Raw genomic sequence first — 18,048 nt, 5'->3', positions numbered from 1 at the left:
CGTGAGAATGCGACCTGTTGTCCAGTGCGTCCTAGCGCTGCTCCTCCTGTCGGCATGTGGCAGTGGGCCGAGGCTCGCTGATGCCGCCCGCGTTTTGGATGAGGACGGTGCCGCCCTGAGTCGGCTTGGCTACATCCACAACAAAAGTGCTGTTCGCAAGGACGATCGGAGTGATTGCCAGGAGGGTACAAGGCGCAGCATCTATATGATTAGTGGCAGTTTCCCGGACAGTAAACTCTTCCCTTCCATGTCTCCTGAACTCGCTTCGCTCACACTGGATGCGGAGCTACGTAAGAGAGGCTATGAGCAGGATGCGGCAGCGGACAACAGTCAAGCAGAGCGCAGTGTACGGGTGTTGCGAAAAATAGACCCAGGAATCCAGTTCATGGTCACTGCCCAGGTGATCGCACCCAATATCACCATTATAGGCAAGACCGACTGCCTATCCTGATTAGACTCATCTGATCGTTACGGAGCTGATTCGGCCTGCCGCCTCATTTCCTGTGCTCGGTGTCGTAGATTCTGGGCGGCGGTCAGACATTGCTCGATTAGCCTGCTTACGTCGGCGCGCCGCTGGTGGAGTTCGGAGTTGAAACGCTGGGCGGCCGGGCCGGCCCATACTTCGCCGTCATCGATCGAGCCCAGCCTGACGTCGTCGAATAGTGACCCCAGCTCCCTGGCGTAGCTACTGAAACGTCCGGCGAGTAACTCCTTTTCGTCCGCCAGGCGTTTCAGTTCGGCATTGCTGATCAAGGCTATCCACCCCTCTCCTGCAGCGCGTCATGTAGGGCGTCGTACAGCATGCCTTTGAACGTGAACTGTAAGTACTCCTGGTCGGACGAACTCAGTGTGGTCATCCGATGCTCCCTCAGGGACTCGTTCAGTGCTTCGGTCTGAACGGCGAGTAGTCGGTCTGTCAGGTCGGAAGCCTCACCTGGAGGTGCCATATCCCAGAAGTTGCTGATGACTTCCTGTAGGGGGCCCTTAACGATTATGTCTGCGGCTTTCCCGACAGCGGTCTCTGCGAGTAGGACCTCTGCTCCCATCCGATCGGCGACCGCACCGGCCATGACGTCAAGGGGGAACATGGCGAGCTGGATGTACAGGTCGCGTGCTTCCTCCGCGCTCAGGTCGGCTGTGTGAAGCCCGCCTATGAGTAACGAGGCGATTCCGCCGGCTTCTTTCGCGTTTTTTATGAATACGGCCCGCTGGGTGTCTCTCTCGGCAGAAGTAGGTGCGTCGCCGAAGGGGTTACCCTTCCCCAGGTCCAAGCCACTGACGAAAGCCTTGTAGTCCTTTTCCAGTACCGGCAGGGCTGCGGGGTCACGGAATATCCCGCCGAAGAAGCGGATCACCTGCTCGGCCGTGAGACCCGTCCATCCTGGGCCGGTGGTATTTGCCTTAGGGCCCCTGTTCATCCAGACGGCCGACAGCTCTGAAAAGTACTGATGGACATGTCTGGTGAGCACCTGGCCTACCGGGGATGGGATGGGGAGACCGGTTCTTTCGGAGATTGAGGGGGTCAGGGAGGACCAGGCGCCTTGCTCGCCGAGGGTTTTTATGGTGTTTATCCAGGCGGTGCGGCGGAGGGTGGGGGTGCCGGCGGTGGGGGATAGGGCTTTGTTGAGGGCGGTGGCCAGTAGTTTTTCGAAGCCGGGGGTGCCGGTTCCCTTGACGACCTCGGGGCGGAGGAGGAGTGCGGCGGTGGCCGGGTCGGCGAGGAGTTGCTGGGTGGCGGCGAGGTCGTGGGTCAGGGACTTGACGAGCCAGTGGGTGTTCCAGTCCAGGTCGGGGCTCTTGTGGCCGGCGGCTTTGGCCAGCCGGGTGCCGGCCGCGACGACGAATCCCGTGGACTGGGGAGCGAGGGCCAGTACGGCGGCGAGGTCGTCCAGCGGGGTCTTGTCGAGCAGTCGGGCGCGGAGGTCCGCGGGGGCCTTGCCGGTCGAGTCCGCTGAGGCGAAGGCCTCCGCCAGGGGGGCGAGGTCCTTCTTCGCCCTGGTCAGGTCGGCCGGGGCGTAGCCGTTGCGGTTGTTCTGGTTCTTGGCGCTTTCGGCCCGCAGGATGCCGGCGAACGCCGAGGCGCCCATCTGGGTGAGAAGACCGGCCGCGTACTCAGGGTCGCTGGTCTTGCCCTTCCGATCACCCAGGGCGGACTGCAGGGCACGCCAGTTCACCAGGCTCGGGTCCGCTTCGTACGCGGACCAGGCCGCCTTGACGATGTCGCCCGCGATGATCCCGGCGGCGTGGGCGGATCGGGCGCTCGGGAAGGCGAACTCGGCGCCCTTCACCCCGCCCTTCGACGTCGCGCCTTCGATGCGTTCGATGACCTGCGCGCGCCAGGTGAGATCCTGTTGGGCGGCGGTGAGGAACTGCCGGCACCGGTCGAGGACCTCGGTCGACGGACCGGCGGGCCAGTCGGTTCCGGCGTCGGTGATCGACGCGGAGAGATACGGCTTCAATGCCGCGGCGCGCTGGGCGGTGTCGCCCATGGCGGTTATCAGAAGACGCGCGCCTTGCGGATTTATGCCGACAAATTCCCCCATTTTCCCTGGTCTCCTCGCGGGTAGAGATTCCAGAGGTGAAACCATTGCATCGTAGCCGGAGCGGCACGGCGGAAGCAGGTTTTACGAGGCCATAGAGCATGGCACCGCCATACCAGGCAGGGCGCCCCTGCCCGCGTTCCCGCGAAAGTTCGCCGGGCAGAGGCGCCGGAACCAATAATGGCGCCGGACCGGAACCCGTACGACCCCCGGAGAGATGAAAGGATCCACCATTGATCGCCCGCACCGACCTGGGATGACGCCGAAAGGGTAGTCCCACGTTTCGCGGGTGAGCGTCGGAGATTCCTCAAGCGGGCGTTCTGAGTGGGTGTTGTCCAGAGCGGACATTCCGAGGAGGGCTCTTCGCTCGAGAAGATGTCCCCAGCCGTCGGGGACGAGTCGGTCGAGGTCGCCGAAGCGGCCGTCTGTGCAGCCGGTTCGCTCGATCTCTCGTCGCCACCTGGACCTCGCCGCAGGTGAGCAGGACCGAGGACCCCCCATAGACAGGTCGAGCAGAACTACGGGCAGGGACGAGACGGCCGGTGCCGTGCATGGTGGACGGCCAGGATCGGCGCCTCGGTGGTCGGGAAGGGCCGATGACTTGCTATGCGGAGAAGTCTCCGGATAGCGTGAAGTGGCCAATCGGACAACTCTCCGGTTAGGTTACCTTCTCCCGGCAGGAGTCCTTCCGTGCGTTACATCAAACTCGGTCGTACCGGCCTGGACGTCTCCCCGATCGCGATCGGCGCGATGACCTATGGCGAGCCCGGCGTGGGGCACCCCGCCTGGTCGCTCGACGAGGAGGCCAGCCGTCCCCTGATCAAGCACGCCCTGGAAGCGGGCGTCAACTTCTTCGACACCGCCAACCTCTACTCCTACGGCACCAGCGAAGCGATCCTCGGCCGTGCGCTGAAGGACTTCGCCGTCCGCGACGACGTCGTGATCACCACCAAGCTGCGGCACCCCATGCGGCCGGGCAGCCCCAACAGCGCAGGCCTGTCCCGCAAGGCGATCATGACCGAGCTCGACCACAGCCTGCGCCGCCTCGGCACGGACTACGTCGACGTCTACATGATCCACCGGTTCGACGGCGCCACCCCGCTGGAGGAGACCCTGGAGGCCCTGCACGACGTGGTCAAGGCCGGCAAGGTCCGCTACCTCGGCGCCTCGTCCATGCACGCCTGGCAGTTCGCCAAAGCCCTCCACCTGCAGGAACGTCACGGCTGGGCCCGTTTCGCCACGATGCAGAACCACTACAACCTGGTGGCGCGGGAGGAGGAGCGCGAGATGCTGCCCCTGTGCGCCGACGAGGGCGTCGCGACCATGGTGTGGAGCCCGCTGGCCCGCGGCCGGCTTGCCCGGCCCTTCGACCAGGCCAACGCCGGCGAGCGGGCGGCGAGCGACGGCGGCTACGCCGACATGCTCTACAAGGCCAACGCCGACAGCGACCGGCTCATCATCGACGCGGTCGGTGCCATCGCCGAGGACCGCGGCCTCTCCCGTGCCCAGGTCGCCCTGGCCTGGCTGCGCCGCAACCCCGTCGTCGCGGCCCCTCTCGTCGGCGCCCGCACCATCGGGCAGATCGACGACGCCGTCGCCTCCCTCGACCTCGACCTCACCGACGATGAAGCCCGCCGCCTGGAGGCTCCCTACACACCGCGCCACGACTTCCAGGGCATCTCCGACGAACGCGAACTCGAGCGCATCAGGGCCGGCATCCCCGGCTACGCGAATCACTGAAGGCGTCTGCGGGACGGCGACGAAGCGGGAGAGGACGCGTCGCGCAGCCGGAGCCGTGTTTCAGGACGTGATGGAGACCCCTTGGCGCAGGTAGGCGCGTTCTTCGAGTTCGGACAGCATGAACTCGGCGATGTCCGCACGGGACACATGAGAAGTGAAGGTCAGCCGCAGGTCCGTACCGGTGCGGTAGTCCCCGGTACGCCGTCCGTCGGTCAGGATCGGCGCTCGGACCAGTGTCCACTCGGTGGCACTTGGTCGTATCAGGGCTTCCATGTGTTCTTTGTCGCGGAGCACCGACCGCTCCAGCAGCCACGAGGCGGCGACGTACAGGCCGCGGTGACGGCTTTCGGCGACGCCGTAGTTGGTGAGCACGAGGAGCCGGCGTGGGCGGCCGGTGGCCATCGCGGACAGGATGGTGCGAGTTCCTTCCGTGCAGATCGCCGGTCCGCGCCGCCGCCTGCCGAGGGTGCTGACGACCGCGTCCGCGTCCTCGATCGCCCGCGCGACCGGCGCGAGGTCACGCACGTCACCGGGTATCACGCGGAGCCGGTCGCGGGGCGGGATCGCCGCTGGATCCCTGCTCAGCGCGGTCACCTGATGTCCGCGCCGGAGGGCCCGCTCGACGACGACGCGACCGGTGCGACCGGTGGCGCCAAAGATGGCGAGACGCATGATGCCGCCTTCTCTCGGGGGTGGTAGGCGGCCAACTATACGGGACACGCGTCCCGTTTAAGTGTTATCTTGTCGTGGAACACCGGCACAACGGAGGTCGAACATGTTGATCGTCGCTGGTAAGGGCTACGTCGAGCCGGAGCACCGCCACGCGTTGCTCGCCGGCCTGGAGGCGTCCGTGCGGGAGGCGCGAGCCGAACCTGGATGCCTTGACTACGTGGTGGCCGCTGATCCGGTCGAGCCCGGCCGGGTCAACGTGTACGAGCGGTGGGTGTCCGAGGACCACCTCGCGGCCCACCTGGCCACGATGGCACGGCCGGGGCGTCCCACCCCGGCCGTGCTCGGCATGGAGATCGCGCGGTATGAGATCAGCGGGTCGCAGCCCGTCCAGATGTAGTCCGTCCCGCCCGTCGCCAGGCACAGCGACGGGTGAACAGCTGTCTAGGATCGACCTTGATGGCACAGGAACCACACCCGGAACCGGGCGCGACGGACGACCGGGCCGCAGCCGGCCCGGTCAGACGCCAGCGTGCCGACGGTCGTCGCAACCAGGCGCGGCTTCTCGAGGCCGCGTTCGCCGCGTTCGCCGAACACGGCGCCTCGGTGTCCGTACGCGAGATCGCCCGGCGGGCGGGCGTCAGCACCGGCACCTTCAGCAGGCACTTCCCCACCAAGGAGGAGCTGTTCGCGGCGGTCGTGCTCAACCGCATCGGGCAGCTCGTCCAGCGCGCCGACGAACTCGCCGCCGGCCACGACCCGGCCACCGCGTTCTTCAGCTTCTTCGCCGTTCTGGTGGAGGAAAGCGCGGCCGACCACTCGGTCGGCGACGCGCTCAGCAGCGCGGGCTTCGACATCCACGCCACCGCGTCGGCCGCGAACCGGGACTTCGGCAATGTCCTGCACTGCCTGCTCGCCAGGGCCCAGCAAGCCGGGGCGGTACGCCCGGACGTCGACACCGCCGACGTCAAGGCGCTGGTCGTCGGCTGCCTGGCCCGTGAACGCGAGGGCCTCGACGACGCCGCACGGCAGCGCATGATCTCGGTCGTCTGCGATGGGCTCCGCGTGCGGCCCTCGTTGCCCGCTTAGGGGCGGGTGCGGCGGAGGTAGGTGTAGGCGAGGAGGGCCGCCGCGCACCAGAAGACCGTGATCGCCGACAGGCCGGCGAGGGATTGGTTGAGGGAGGCCGGGGTGTGGGCCGCGCGCATCCAGGCGATCACGGGGACGGTCAGCCAGGTGATCGGTACGAGGCTGACCAGCAGGATGGCCGCGTACGCGCCGAGCATCGTGAGGGCCGAGGTCGCGGGATCCCGCAGGATGGGACGGCTGGCGAGCGCCCCGAGGGCGGTTCCGGTGAGCAGCGAGAACACCTGGAGGACGAGCCCGCCCAGCAGGACCGGAGCGCCGGGCATGGCGGTGAATCCGATGATCAGCGGGATGGCGAGGGCGAGGGCGGCCAGGACGATGTTCACGGCCGCCGCGGCGATGAGGCCCGCGGCCACCTCGCGCCCCGGCCGTCCGGCGGCCGTGCTGGAGATCAGCCTCTGCACGTCCGGCTCGGTGTCGAGCAGGCCCCTGGCCGCCCAGGCGAAGACCGGGACGAGCAGCGCCGCTGAGTCGGCGTAGGAGGACAGCTCCTGTCCCAGCGGCACCCGCATGGAGTACAGGATGATCATGACGCCCAGCAGGCCCACGAACGGCTGGATGACGCGGTGGGACCGCAGGTAGCCGGCGAACTTGAACCGGGCCAGCGACATCGTGGGCCTCATGGTGTCACTCCAGGTCGTGACCGGTCCGCCTGGTTCGGGCGGCTGGGGGCGGTCATGGGGCTTCTCCTTGGAGGCGGGCGTCGTAGCCCTCGGCCTGGAGCTTCTGGGTCACCGCCTCGGCGTCGCCGGTGTCCACCAGGATCTCGATGATCGACTGTCCGGAGGTGGCGGGCCTGGTGGCGCCGGACGCGTGCGCCGTGCCGTTCTCCAAGGTCAGGTGGGTGACGCCGGGATGCCCGGCGAGACCGTTCTGGTGGTCGCTGACCACCACGATGCCTCCGGCCGCCGCGACCTCGTCGACGAGGGCGGGGAGTTCCGCACGGGTCTGCTCGTCCAGGCCGGAGAACGGCTCGTCGAGGATCAGCAGGCCCGGCGGGGCGAGCAGCGCCTGCGCCAGGCCGACCTTGTGCGCGCTGCCCTTGGACAGGTCGCCGAGCGGCACGTCGAGGAGGGAGGTCATGCCGAGGCGTTCGGCCCACGGCCCGATGGTCGTGGCCGGGATCCCGCGGACGGCCGCCATGTGGGACAGGTAGGCGGTCACCGTGAAGGGCTGGGCCACGGGGAAGATCTCGGGGGCGTACCCGACGACCGGGGGGCGGGCGGTGATCGAGCCCCGGGTGGGGCGCGCGGTGCCCGCGAGCAGTCTCAGGAGGGTGGATTTGCCTGCGCCGTTGCGTCCCGTGACCTCGGCGATCGTGCCAGGAGGCAGGTCGAGGTCCACGTCGTGCAGGACCCAGGGGGCGCGGCGGGCGTAGCGGAAGGAGAGGTTCGCGAGCCGCATGATTCGGAAGCCTACCGGCACTGATCGCCCGAAGCCTCCCCGCCGGAGGGAGATGCCTGATCACGCCTCCGGACGGGTTCGTCATCTGGCCGGTATAGACGTGTGACCTGGTCGTCGGCTCCGGCCGAGGCGGTTTCCGGGGGTCCGTCGCGTCCTGTGACGTGGGTTCTACGGTACGCGGCCGTCGGCTAACTGCCTGGATTTCCCCATGTCATCCCCCCCAGAATGGTAAAGAAGGGAACTCAGCGCGTCACGTGAACCGGGAGGACTGGGTGTGAACCGCTTTCCACGAGTTCTGGGGGTGCGGACAGGCTACGACCCCGACCAGGTCGACGCGCTGATCCTGCGTATCGAGGCTACTCTCGGGCGGGGTTCGCTGGACGGGGCTCCGGTGACGGCCGACGAGATTCGGATGGCGCGCTTCGACACGAAATTGGGCGGGTACCACGAGGTCGCCGTCGACTATGCGCTGGACGCTTTCGTGGTGGCCGTGGAGACGCGCGGTCGCCAGGTGCCGGATCTATCGGATATTTCGCATATTCCGAATATCTCCTCTGTTTCGTCGGTAGCGGCGGTGGACGAGGTGGAGAACGCGCAGCTGTTCCCCGGGCTGTCGGACGTGCGACCGGAGGACGACGACGCACCGACGATGCCGGGCCTGTCGGAGAAGGGGGCCGAGGGGGCTGGGGCGGGTTCGGAGGTTCCTGGGGGCTCGGGGTCTGGTCCGGGTACGTCTGGTCGGGGTGCGTCTGGTCCGGGTACGGGGTCCGGTGCGGGTACGGGGTCCGGTGCGGGTACGGGGTCCGGTGTGGGTGCCGGGTCTGGCGCGGGTACGGAGTCTGGCGGGGGTACGGGATTCGGTGCGGGCACGGTGTCCGGTCCGGGTCCGGGTTTTGGTGTGAATCCGGGGGCGGGTCCGAATCCGGGATCGGGATCGGGCTTGGTAGCGGGATCGGGTTCGGTAGCGGCCTCGGGATCGGGTTCGAGGGAGAGTCCGCAGGTCGTGGAGGTGGAGACGGTCAGAGCGGTCTGGCTGGAGTCCCAGGCGGCGCGGGTCGAGCGGGTGCTCTTTCGTCCTGGACGGCTGGGGGCCGGTTACAACGAGGACGAGGTCGACGTCTTCCTCGACCGCATCGTGGCGACCCTGCGCGGGACGACCGACCATCCGCTCACCGCCGAACAGGTCAGGACCGCGACTTTCTCCACCGTGGTCTTCAAAACGGGCTACGCGGTGGCCCAGGTGGACGCCTTCCTCGCCGAGATCGCCGACGTCCTGGACCGCCGCGCCTCCATGGAACAGGGACAACCCGCCTGACCCAGCCATTGGCCGCCCTACATAACGGCCCAATGAGTGCTGGGAAGGGCTCGGCGGACACTTGGGCGCCGTAAAGGGCGCCGAGTTCGCCGTACACTGTCCCGCCGCGTCGGCGCCCGGTAGCTGAGCACAGCACCGGCGGAGGATACGACCGCGCGGCTCTGGTGCGGGTCAGCGGGTCAGGCAGTGTCGAAAGCTGGGTGGGTCGGTAGGGCCGGGAGGCCTTGGTATTACAGCCCGAGCCGAAGGCGAGGACCTTTCGGCCTGGCTTGGCGCCGTATTCGGCCTGGCTTGGCGCCGTACAGGGCGCCGGATTCGCCGTGCACCGTCCCGCCGCGTCGGCGCCCGGGGGTGCATGAGGACAGCAGCGGCCGAGGGTGCGGCCGTGCGGGTTGCGGAGTGGAGGAGCACAGCAGCGGCGGAGGATACGACCGCGCGGCTCTGGTGCGGGTCAGCGGGTCAGGCAGTGTCGAAAGCTGGGTGGGCCGGTACGGCCGGTAGGGCGGTAGGGCCGGGAGGCCTTGGTAATACTGCCCGAGCCGAAGGCGAGGACCTTTCGGGCCGGGGGGTGAGGGGGGAGGGGTGGGGGTTAGCGGGTGCCCCAGGAGTAGGTTTGTTTGCGGAGTTTGAGGTAGACGAAGGTCTCGGTGGCGCGGACCGTGGGGATGGCGCGGATCTTGCCGAGGATCTCCAGGAGGTGGTTGTCGCCTTCGCAGACGACCTCCACCATGATGTCGAGCGAACCCGCCGTGAGCACGACGTAGTCGATCTCGTCGATGGACGACAGCTTGTCGGCGACCGTCTCCAGGTCGCCCTCGCACTTGATGCCGATCATCGCCTGGCGGGGAAAGCCCAGGGTGAGGGGGTCGGTCACGGCGACGATCTGCATGACGCCGGCGTCGAGCAGGCGCTGGACCCGCTGGCGGACCGCCGCCTCCGACAGTCCTACGGCCTTGCCGATCGCGGCGTACGGCTTGCGGCCGTCCGCCTGCAGTTCCTCGATGATCTGCTTGGAGATCTCGTCGAGGACCACCGGACCCGGCCTGGCGTCGTTGTTGTCCCGTCGCGCCTTCGGCGGCGTCGTCATCTGCCCGCGTCCTCCCTGGCACCCCGCCGGCTCGCGCAGACCTGGCACCCCGTCGGCTACCGCAATATCGTTACGGCGCCGTTCCCGCCATGTTGCCGTCCTGGTGCGACATGTTGTCAGCTCATTGTCCTCTGTCAAGCGATTTCGTAGCAATTTGATATATTCGCGACGAAATCCCTTGTCGTCCCGTCTGACCTCTGTCAGAGTCGCGACAACTCAGCCCACCTCACGAGGAGGTCAACGTTGACCACCCGTCTGCAGAACTTCATCAACGGAGAACTCGCGGACGCCAGGAGCGGCCGGTTCTCCGATGTGATCGATCCGAGCACAGGGGAGGTCTACCTCCAGGCACCGGTCTCCGGGCAGGAGGACGTCGACGCGGCCTACGCCGCCGCGGCGGCGGCGTTCGACTCGTGGGGTCAGACGACGCCGGCCGAGCGGGCCGGCTACCTGCTGAAGATCGCTGATGCCATCGAAGCACGGGCCGAGGAGCTTGTCGAGGCGGAGTGCCTGAACACGGGCAAGCCCCGGGCGCGCATGGCCGAGGACGAGATCCCGCCGGCCGCCGACCACTTCCGCTTCTTCGCGGGTGCCGCGCGGACCCTTGAGGGCCCGACCTCCGGCGAGTTCCTCGCCGACCACACCTCGGTGATCCGGCACGAGCCGATCGGCGTCGTGGGGCAGGTCACCCCGTGGAACTACCCGCTGATGATGGCGATCTGGAAGTGCGCGCCGGCGCTGGCCGCGGGCAACACGGTCGTGCTCAAGCCCTCCGACACCACTCCGGTCTCGACCGTGAAGCTGGCCGAGATCATGGGCACGATTCTTCCGGCGGGCGTGTTCAACGTCGTCGTCGGCGACCGGGAGACCGGCGCCACCGTCGTCGCCCACCCCACCGCCTCGATGGTCGCGATCACCGGTTCGGTGGGCGCGGGCGTCCAGGTCGCCAAGTCCGCGGCCGAGGACCTCAAGCGGGTCCACCTTGAGCTGGGCGGCAAGGCCCCCGTCGTCGTGTTCGACGACGTCAAGAACATCGGCGCCGTGGCCGGGGCGATCGCCGGGGCCGGCCTGTACAACGCGGGGCAGGACTGCACCGCGGCCTGCCGGGTCCTCGTCCACGAGAGCATCCACGAGCCGTTCGTGGCGGCGCTCGCCGAGGCGGCGGCGGCCACCGCGACCGGCGGCCTGGACACCGAGGACGCCTACTACGGCCCGCTCAACAACGAGAACCAGCTCGCCAGGGTCGAGGGCTTCCTGGAGCGGACCCCGGGCCACGCGAAGATCGTCACCGGCGGGAAGCGCGTCGGCGAGAAGGGCTTCGTGTTCGAGCCGACCGTCGTAGACGGCCTCCGGCAGGACGACGAGATGATCCAGACCGAGGTGTTCGGGCCGGTCATCACCGTGCAGACCTTCTCCGACGAGGCCGACGCGCTCGCCAAGGCCAACGACGTGCAGTACGGCCTGTCGGCGTCGGTGTGGACCTCCGACCACGGCCGGGCGATGCGGATGTCCCGGCGGCTGGACTTCGGCGTGGTCTGGGTGAACACCCACATCCCGTTCGTGTCGGAGATGCCGCACGGCGGCTTCAAGCACTCCGGTTACGGCAAGGACCTGTCGGTCTTCGGGCTGCACGACTACACCCGGGTCAAGCACGTCATGCACTACATCGGTGAATGACCGGCACCCGAGCACCCGAGCATCCGGCACAGCGAACGACCATCACGACATCTGATCACGAAGCACATCGGCGAACGACCATCACGGCAACTGACACTCACTACATCGGCGCACCATCGCCGACATAGAAGAGGGATAGCCCTGGAATGACCGAAATCCAGGCGGGCGAGGAGGCAGCCTCCGCGGCCGCTTCCGACATCTCCCCGGTGCCCGCCATCGAACTCGACGGGGTCGTCAAGGAATACCTAGCGCACGGCGAGGTCGTACAGGCGGTCAAGGGGGTCAGCCTGTCGATCACCGAGGGCGAGTTCTTCTCGATGCTCGGCCCCTCCGGGTGCGGCAAGACCACCACGATGCGTATGATCGCCGGGTTCGAGGATCCCACCCGGGGCACCGTCCGGCTGCACGGTCAGGACGTCACCGACGTCCCGCCGAACAAGCGCGACGTGAACATGGTCTTCCAGTCCTACGCGCTGTTCCCACACATGAACGTCTGGGAGAACGTGGCGTTCGGGCTGCGGCGCAAGCGCGTCCCCGACGAGGAGATCAAGCGGCGGGTCGGCGAGATGCTGGAGATCGTCGACCTCACCGGCCGGGAGAAGCGCCGCCCTCGGGAGATGTCGGGCGGCCAGCAGCAGCGGGTCGCGCTGGCGCGCGCCCTGGTCAACAACCCGAGGGCCCTGCTGCTGGACGAGCCGCTCGGCGCGCTGGACCTGAAGCTGCGCCAGCAGATGCAGATCGAGCTGAAGCGGATCCAGCGCGAGGTCGGCATCACCTTCGTCTACGTCACCCACGACCAGAACGAGGCGCTCACGATGAGCGACCGCATCGCCGTCATGAACGACGGCCTGGTCGAGCAGCTCGCGGGGCCCAGGGAGATCTACGAGCGCCCGGCGAGCAAGTTCGTCGCGGGGTTCATCGGCACCTCCAACCTGCTGAGCGGCACGGCGGAGGACGTCCACGACGGCACGGCCATCATCAAGGTCGGTGACCGTGACCGGGTGCTGGTCCCGGTGGCCGAGGGCACCCTGCAGGGGGGCGCGGTCGAGGTGACCGTGCGCCCGGAGAAGATCAGGATCTCGCACGAGGAGCCGGCGTCGGACGTCAGCGCCGTGCGCGGCACCGTGGCCGAGGTCGTCTACCTCGGCACCTACAACAGCTACGCCGTGAACCTCGCCGGCGGTGCCGAGTTCACGGTCTTCGAGCAGAACGCCAGGGACAGCAGCATCACGGCCGAGCGCGGTGACTCGGTCTGGCTGTCGTGGCAGCCGCAACACTCGTACGCGATAGGAAGTTGACCCACCTCATGACCAACACTCCTCGTGACCTCGCGTTCCTGCGTGGCCTGACCCAGAGTCGCGGGCGGACCGGCTCCCCGATCACCCGCCGCGACGCCCTGCGCGTGGCGGGCCTGTCCGCCGCCGCTCTCGGCCTCGCCGCCTGCGGCGTCCAGGGGAAGAAGGTCGCGGCCCCGCAGGCGAGCGCCGCCGCAGGGTACTGGGCCGACAAGAAGAAGACCGGCACGCTGCGCTTCGCCAACTGGCCCCTCTACATCGACAAAGAGGGAAAGAAGTACCCGACCCTGGAGAAGTTCACCAAGGACACCGGGATCAAGGTGACCTACCAGGAGGCGATCCAGGACAACTCCACCTGGTTCGGCAAGATCCAGCCGCAGCTCAGCGCCGGCCAGGACATCGGCTACGACCTGATGGTCATGACCAACGGCATCCAGCTCGGCCGGGCCATCGCCCTCGGGTACCTGGTCCAGCTCGACCACTCCAAGCTGCCGAACTTCGCCGCCAACGCGGGCGCCCGCTACAAGAACCCGACGTTCGACCCGAACAACACCTACACCGTTCCGTGGCAGTCGGGCCTGACGGGCATCGCGTACAACCCGAAGTACATCGACGGGGATGTCACGAGCATCAAGGAGCTCTGGAACCCCAAGTACAAGGGCAAGGTCGGGATGCTGCTCGACAGCCAGGAGATCGCCAACTTCGGGATGTTCCTGCTGGGCATCGACCCGGACAAGTCCGTCCAGGCGGACTGGGAGAAGGCCGGGGTCAAGCTGCAGGAGCAGCGCGACGCCGGAATCGTCCGGAAATACTATGAGAACGACTACGTGGACGCGCTGGTCCGCGGTGACATCTGGATCTGCATGGCCTGGTCGGGGGACATCTACCAGCAGGTCGCCGAGGGCCAGGACCTGAAGTTCGTCGTCCCCGACGAGGGCGGCAACATCTGGACCGACAACATGTGCATCCCGAAGACCGCGCAGAACCCGGTCGACGCGCTCGCCATGATGGACTTCGTCTACCAGCCCGAGGTCGCCGCCACGCTGGCGAAGTACATCACCTACATCACCCCGGTGCCCGCCACCCAGGCCCTGGTCAAGGCCGAGGCCGACAAGGCCAGCGGTGACGAGAAGAAGTCGCTGGAGCTGATGGCGAGCAGCCCGCTGATCTACCCCTCCGAGGCCGACATGGCCAAGCTGCGCTCCTACAAGACGCTGACGTCCGCCGAGGAGAAGGTCTTCGAAGGAATCTTCCAGCCGATCACCCAAGGCTAGGACCATGAGACGCAAGATCGCGCCGTACCTTCTCATCCTGCCGGGCGGGCTCTGGCTGGTGATCTTCCTGGTGGTGCCGCTGGTCTTCATGGCCTCGGTCTCCACCCAGGAGGGCGATGTCGTGAACGGCTTCGTCCAGACCTTCCACCTGGCCAACTTCACCGACGCGCTGGTCGAGTACAAGACGCAGTTCCTGCGGTCGGCCGGGTACGGCCTGGCGGGGACGCTGCTGACGATCGCGCTGGCCTACCCGGTGGCCTACTGGATCGCGTTCAAGGGCGGCGCGCGCAAGTCGACGTACCTGCTGCTGGTGCTGCTGCCGTTCTTCGTGTCGTTCGTGCTGCGGACCGTCTCGTGGAAGTTCCTGCTCGCCGACGACGGCATCCTGCTCCAGCCGCTGAAGGACCTCGGCCTGGTGCCGGCCGGCTTCCACGTGCTGCAGACGACGGTGGCGGTGGTGGGCGGCCTCACCTACAACTACCTGCCGTTCATGATCCTGCCGATCTACGTGGCGCTGGAGCGGGTGGACCCCCGGGTCGTCGAGGCGTCCTACGACCTGTACTCCACCGCCCGCGACTCGTTCACCAAGATCGTGCTCCCGCTCTCGCTGCCGGGCGTGTTCGCCGGGGTGCTGATGACGTTCGTCCCGATGACCTCGGACTACGTCAACGCCTCCATCCTCGGCGGCCCGTCCAACACGATGATCGGCAACATCATCCAGACGGAGTACCTCGTGAACAACGACTATCCGGCCGGCGCCGCGCTGTCGTTCACGCTGATGGCGGCCATGCTCATCGGCATCTTCGTCTACGCGAAGGCCCTCGGCACCGAGAACGTCCTCGAGGCGGCGGCGCGATGAGCGGGCCGCTCAGTCCCGCGCCGCCGGCCGAGGCCGGCCCCGGCACCGTGACGCCCTCGGTCGGGCCGCTGCGCCGCAGGCGGGTCCGGTGGGGCGACCGCCTGCTGTTCGGCTACACCTGGCTGGTCCTGCTGTGGCTGTTCGCCCCGATCGCGGTCATGATCGCGTTCGGCTTCAACGACACCAAGAGCAAGTCCAACGTGAGCTGGCAGGGCTTCACGCTGAAGTGGTGGGGACGGCTCGGCGACTACCCCGACCTCACCACCGCCGTGACGAACTCGATCTCCATCGCGCTGCTGGCCACCCTGGTCACCACCGTGCTCGGCACGCTGATGGGCATCGCGCTCGGCCGCTACCGCTTCCGCGGCCAGGCCGCCACCAACCTGGTGATGTTCGCGGCGATCTCCTCGCCCGAGCTGGTCATGGGCGCCTCGCTGCTGTCGCTGTTCATCAGCCTCGGCGTGCAGACCGGGTACACGACGATCGTGCTCGCGCACGTGCTGTTCTCGGTGTCGTTCGTCGCGGTGACCGTGCGGGCGCGCGTCGTGGGCCTGGACGGGTCGATCGAGGAGGCCGCGCGCGACCTCGGCGCCTCGACGTGGATCACGTTCTGGCGGGTCACGTTCCCGATGATCCTGCCGGGCGTCGTCTCCGGTGCGCTGCTCGCCTTCGCCCTGTCGATCGACGACTTCGTCATCACCCAGTTCACCAGCGGCGCGACGATCACCTTCCCGCTGTGGATCTACGGCGCGGTCCGCATCGGGGTGCCGCCGCAGGTCAACATCCTCGGCACGCTGATCTTCGCGGTCGGCGTGGCCATCGCCGTGGTCAACACGCTGACCTCCCGGCGCCGCTCCTGACGCGCGGGGCATCCGGCGCGGGCCGGGGAGACCGGGCGAGACCTGATTCGTGGGGACGTGGAATTCGTGGATCCGCTGAAAGCACTGGCCGACGCGGAGCGTAAGCCGTACTGGCTGGACCGGCCGGGGAGACCCGAGCCGTCGGAGCGGCTGCCGGGGCCGGCGCGGGCCGACCTCGCGGTGGTCGGCGGCGGGTTCACCGGCCTGTGGACCGCCCTGCTGGCCAAGGAGCGCGACCCTTCGGCGGACGTGGTCCTGCTGGAGGCACGGCGGGCCGGCTGGGCGGCGTCGGGACGCAACGGCGGGTTCTGCGCCGCCAGCCTCACCCACGGGCTCGGCAACGGCCTGGCCCGCTGGCCCGCGGAGATCTCCACGCTCGTGCGGTTCGGCGCCCAGAACCTCGACGAGATCGGGCGGACGGTCGCGCGGTACGGCATCGACTGCTCGTTCGAGCGCACCGGCGAGCTGCACGTGGCCACCGAGCCGTGGCAGCTCGACGGGCTGGCCGAGGACACCGAGGTCGCCCGCCGGCTGGGCCTTGACCTGACGATGCTGGACGCAGGGGAGGTGCGCGCCGAGGTGGACTCGCCGACGTACGTCGGCGGCCAGTGGGACCGCGACGGCTGCGCGATGCTCGACCCGGCGCGGCTCGCGTGGGGCCTGCGGGAGGCGTGCCTGTCGCTCGGCGTGCGCGTCCACGAGCACACCCCCGTACGGTCGATCACCGGCGACGGGGCGGCCCTGGAGCTGGTCACCCCGCACGGCACGGTGCGCGCGGGCAGGGTGGCCCTCGGGACGGGGGTCTTCCCGCCGCTGCTCGGCCGGCTGCGCAACTATCTGGTGCCGGTGTACGACTACGCGCTGATGACCGAGCCGCTGACCGCCGGGCAACTCGCCGCGATCGGCTGGCGCAACCGGCAGGGCATCGGCGACAGCGCCAACCAGTTCCACTACTACCGGCTCACCGACGACAACAGGATCCTGTGGGGCGGGTACGACGCGGTGTACCACAACGGGGGACGGGTCAAGGAGGAGTACGAGCAGCGGGACGCCACGTTCACGACCCTGGCCCGGCACTTCTACGCGACGTTCCCGCAGCTCGCGGGCGTGCGGTTCACCCACCGCTGGGGCGGGGTGATCGACACCTGCAGCCGGTTCAGCGCGTTCTTCGGTACGGCGCACAAGGGACGGCTGGCCTACGCGGTGGGCTACACCGGGCTGGGCGTGGGGGCGACGCGGTTCGGCGCGGACGTGATGCTGGACCTGCTGTCGGGGGAGCCGACCGAGCGCACCGGGCTCCGGATGGTGCGCGAGAAGCCGGTGCCGTTCCCGCCCGAGCCGGTCAGGTCGGGCGTCATCCAGCTCACCCGCCGGTCGATCGCCCGGGCGGACGCGCACCAGGGACGCCGCGACCTGTGGCTCCGGACCCTGGACCGGCTGGGGCTGGGCTTCGACTCCTAGCGCCGCCGGAGGAGACTCGTCGGAGACCCCGCTCCGCGGCCCCGACGAGGAGGCATCCCGTGTGGCACGATATGCTAACGATTCAGATCCCTGTGGTCGAGAAGCTCATCCGCACCATTCTGGTGTACGCCCTGATCGTGGTGATCTTCCGGCTGGTCGGCAAGCGTGACCTCGCCGGGATGACCACCTTCGACTTCGTGGTGATCTTCCTGCTCTCCAACGTCGTGCAGAACGCCGTGATCGGCTCCGACAACAGCCTCCTCGGGGGCGTCGTCGGGGCCGTCGCCCTGGTGGGGACCAACGAGCTGCTCAACCACCTGGCCGTGCGCTACGAACGCGTCTCGCGGATCCTGCACGGCACCTCGACCGTGGTCATCCGGGACGGGCGGCCCATGACCGAGAACCTGCGCCGCCTCGGGATCCACCCCCAGCAGCTCGAACACGCGATCCGGATGCAGAACGGCGACGACATGGCCGAGATCGCGATCGGCGAGCTGGCCGAGACCGGCCAGCTGGTGCTCACCCTCAAGCCGGAGGAGCAGAGCGCCGACAAGGACGACATCGCCGCGCTGAACCGGCGGCTCGACGCGATCGACGCGCTGCTGGTCTCCCTCGCGGCCCCGGGCGGACGCCGGGACTGAGCGCCGGGGCATGACCGGCCCTCGTGGGGGCACTGGGCTTTCGGACGCCGCCGTCCCCGGGCAGGGCGGCGCCATCCCGG

General features: G+C 68.2%; 17 protein-coding genes and 1 pseudogene. 13 read left to right on the top strand and 5 right to left on the bottom strand.

The features are described 5' to 3' along the window. Positions 1-7: 7 nt before the first annotated feature. Complete coding sequence (locus tag NYZ98_RS25145; RefSeq protein WP_262845589.1) at positions 8-451, top strand: hypothetical protein; 444 nt, start codon at positions 8-10, stop codon at positions 449-451. Between the two features lie 304 nt (positions 452-755). On the opposite strand, the gene NYZ98_RS25140 is transcribed toward NYZ98_RS25145, so the two are convergent. Then, entirely contained in the window at positions 756-2,543 is a 1,788-nt protein-coding gene (locus NYZ98_RS25140; protein ID WP_262845588.1) for a hypothetical protein, read from the bottom strand. Positions 2,544-3,230: 687 nt separating this feature from the next. On the opposite strand from NYZ98_RS25140, the gene NYZ98_RS25135 reads away from it, so the two are divergent. Then, positions 3,231-4,280 carry an aldo/keto reductase gene (locus NYZ98_RS25135; RefSeq protein WP_316249603.1) on the top strand — a complete coding sequence of 350 codons (1,050 nt, stop codon included), beginning with the start codon at positions 3,231-3,233 and terminating at the stop codon, positions 4,278-4,280. 60 nt (positions 4,281-4,340) lie between these two features. Here the strand turns inward: NYZ98_RS25135 and NYZ98_RS25130 are convergent, their stop codons facing one another. Then, positions 4,341-4,952 carry an NAD(P)-dependent oxidoreductase gene (locus NYZ98_RS25130; protein WP_262845587.1) on the bottom strand — a complete coding sequence of 204 codons (612 nt, stop codon included), beginning with the start codon at positions 4,950-4,952 and terminating at the stop codon, positions 4,341-4,343. Between the two features lie 103 nt (positions 4,953-5,055). On the opposite strand from NYZ98_RS25130, the gene NYZ98_RS25125 reads away from it, so the two are divergent. Further along, a complete protein-coding gene (locus tag NYZ98_RS25125; protein WP_262845586.1) occupies positions 5,056-5,349 on the top strand; it encodes a putative quinol monooxygenase in 294 nt (97 codons plus the stop codon). Between the two features lie 59 nt (positions 5,350-5,408). Continuing rightward, positions 5,409-6,038 carry a TetR/AcrR family transcriptional regulator gene (locus tag NYZ98_RS25120; RefSeq protein ID WP_262845584.1) on the top strand — a complete coding sequence of 210 codons (630 nt, stop codon included), beginning with the start codon at positions 5,409-5,411 and terminating at the stop codon, positions 6,036-6,038. Here NYZ98_RS25120 and NYZ98_RS25115 read toward each other — a convergent pair. Both NYZ98_RS25115 and NYZ98_RS25110 read right to left on the bottom strand, forming a co-directional pair. Further along, positions 6,035-6,718, bottom strand: a complete 684-nt coding sequence (locus NYZ98_RS25115) for a hypothetical protein (RefSeq protein ID WP_262845583.1) — start codon at positions 6,716-6,718, stop codon at positions 6,035-6,037. The genes NYZ98_RS25120 and NYZ98_RS25115 overlap by 4 nt on opposite strands. A 52-nt stretch (positions 6,719-6,770) precedes the next feature. After that, complete coding sequence (locus NYZ98_RS25110) at positions 6,771-7,499, bottom strand: ABC transporter ATP-binding protein (RefSeq protein ID WP_262845581.1); 729 nt, start codon at positions 7,497-7,499, stop codon at positions 6,771-6,773. Between the two features lie 274 nt (positions 7,500-7,773). Between NYZ98_RS25110 and NYZ98_RS41580 the strand changes: the two are divergent. Further along, positions 7,774-7,962 (top strand): annotated as a pseudogene (locus NYZ98_RS41580) (DivIVA domain-containing protein); the annotation flags it as partial. Between the two features lie 546 nt (positions 7,963-8,508). Beyond that, positions 8,509-8,814, top strand: a complete 306-nt coding sequence (locus NYZ98_RS25105; RefSeq protein WP_262845579.1) for a DivIVA domain-containing protein — start codon at positions 8,509-8,511, stop codon at positions 8,812-8,814. 589 nt (positions 8,815-9,403) lie between these two features. Here the strand turns inward: NYZ98_RS25105 and NYZ98_RS25100 are convergent. Then, positions 9,404-9,901, bottom strand: a complete 498-nt coding sequence (locus NYZ98_RS25100) for an Lrp/AsnC family transcriptional regulator (protein WP_262845576.1) — start codon at positions 9,899-9,901, stop codon at positions 9,404-9,406. Between the two features lie 243 nt (positions 9,902-10,144). Between NYZ98_RS25100 and NYZ98_RS25095 the strand changes: the two genes are divergently transcribed. From NYZ98_RS25095 to NYZ98_RS25065, 7 genes are all read left to right on the top strand, one after another. After that, positions 10,145-11,578 carry an aminobutyraldehyde dehydrogenase gene (locus NYZ98_RS25095; RefSeq protein WP_262845574.1) on the top strand — a complete coding sequence of 478 codons (1,434 nt, stop codon included), beginning with the start codon at positions 10,145-10,147 and terminating at the stop codon, positions 11,576-11,578. A 146-nt stretch (positions 11,579-11,724) separates the two neighbouring features. Continuing rightward, the gene (locus NYZ98_RS25090; protein ID WP_262845572.1) at positions 11,725-12,876 is read left to right on the top strand and encodes an ABC transporter ATP-binding protein; all 1,152 of its coding nucleotides are present in this window, start codon (positions 11,725-11,727) and stop codon (positions 12,874-12,876) included. 8 nt (positions 12,877-12,884) lie between these two features. Beyond that, positions 12,885-14,147: a polyamine ABC transporter substrate-binding protein gene (locus tag NYZ98_RS25085; protein WP_262845569.1), complete on the top strand. Its 1,263-nt coding sequence runs from the start codon at positions 12,885-12,887 to the stop codon at positions 14,145-14,147. Positions 14,148-14,151: 4 nt separating this feature from the next. Further along, the gene (locus NYZ98_RS25080) at positions 14,152-15,006 is read left to right on the top strand and encodes an ABC transporter permease (RefSeq protein ID WP_262845567.1); all 855 of its coding nucleotides are present in this window, start codon (positions 14,152-14,154) and stop codon (positions 15,004-15,006) included. Beyond that, positions 15,003-15,866, top strand: a complete 864-nt coding sequence (locus NYZ98_RS25075) for an ABC transporter permease (RefSeq protein WP_262845566.1) — start codon at positions 15,003-15,005, stop codon at positions 15,864-15,866. Before NYZ98_RS25080 ends, NYZ98_RS25075 begins: the two co-directional genes overlap by 4 nt. A 66-nt stretch (positions 15,867-15,932) precedes the next feature. After that, positions 15,933-17,327 (top strand): NAD(P)/FAD-dependent oxidoreductase, encoded by a 1,395-nt coding sequence (locus tag NYZ98_RS25070; protein ID WP_262845620.1) that lies wholly within the window; start codon positions 15,933-15,935, stop codon positions 17,325-17,327. 92 nt (positions 17,328-17,419) lie between these two features. Continuing rightward, positions 17,420-17,968 (top strand): DUF421 domain-containing protein, encoded by a 549-nt coding sequence (locus tag NYZ98_RS25065; RefSeq protein WP_262845564.1) that lies wholly within the window; start codon positions 17,420-17,422, stop codon positions 17,966-17,968. Positions 17,969-18,048 lie beyond the last annotated feature (80 nt).

The organism is Sphaerisporangium corydalis (genome assembly GCF_025506355.1).
Lineage (GTDB): Bacteria > Actinomycetota > Actinomycetes > Streptosporangiales > Streptosporangiaceae > Sphaerisporangium > Sphaerisporangium corydalis.
This window is presented reverse-complemented; position numbering and strand designations above follow the sequence as displayed.

Coding starts and splice junctions, on each gene's coding strand:
- NYZ98_RS25130 (WP_262845587.1), bottom strand. CDS start 4,952: ATGCGTCTCGCCATCTTTGGCGCCACCGGTCGCACCGGTCGCGTCGTC.
- NYZ98_RS25090 (WP_262845572.1), top strand. CDS start 11,725: ATGACCGAAATCCAGGCGGGCGAGGAGGCAGCCTCCGCGGCCGCTTCC.
- NYZ98_RS25120 (WP_262845584.1), top strand. CDS start 5,409: ATGGCACAGGAACCACACCCGGAACCGGGCGCGACGGACGACCGGGCC.
- NYZ98_RS25140 (WP_262845588.1), bottom strand. CDS start 2,543: ATGGGGGAATTTGTCGGCATAAATCCGCAAGGCGCGCGTCTTCTGATA.
- NYZ98_RS25115 (WP_262845583.1), bottom strand. CDS start 6,718: ATGAGGCCCACGATGTCGCTGGCCCGGTTCAAGTTCGCCGGCTACCTG.
- NYZ98_RS25100 (WP_262845576.1), bottom strand. CDS start 9,901: ATGACGACGCCGCCGAAGGCGCGACGGGACAACAACGACGCCAGGCCG.
- NYZ98_RS25075 (WP_262845566.1), top strand. CDS start 15,003: ATGAGCGGGCCGCTCAGTCCCGCGCCGCCGGCCGAGGCCGGCCCCGGC.
- NYZ98_RS25085 (WP_262845569.1), top strand. CDS start 12,885: ATGACCAACACTCCTCGTGACCTCGCGTTCCTGCGTGGCCTGACCCAG.
- NYZ98_RS25110 (WP_262845581.1), bottom strand. CDS start 7,499: ATGCGGCTCGCGAACCTCTCCTTCCGCTACGCCCGCCGCGCCCCCTGG.
- NYZ98_RS25145 (WP_262845589.1), top strand. CDS start 8: ATGCGACCTGTTGTCCAGTGCGTCCTAGCGCTGCTCCTCCTGTCGGCA.
- NYZ98_RS25125 (WP_262845586.1), top strand. CDS start 5,056: ATGTTGATCGTCGCTGGTAAGGGCTACGTCGAGCCGGAGCACCGCCAC.
- NYZ98_RS25080 (WP_262845567.1), top strand. CDS start 14,152: ATGAGACGCAAGATCGCGCCGTACCTTCTCATCCTGCCGGGCGGGCTC.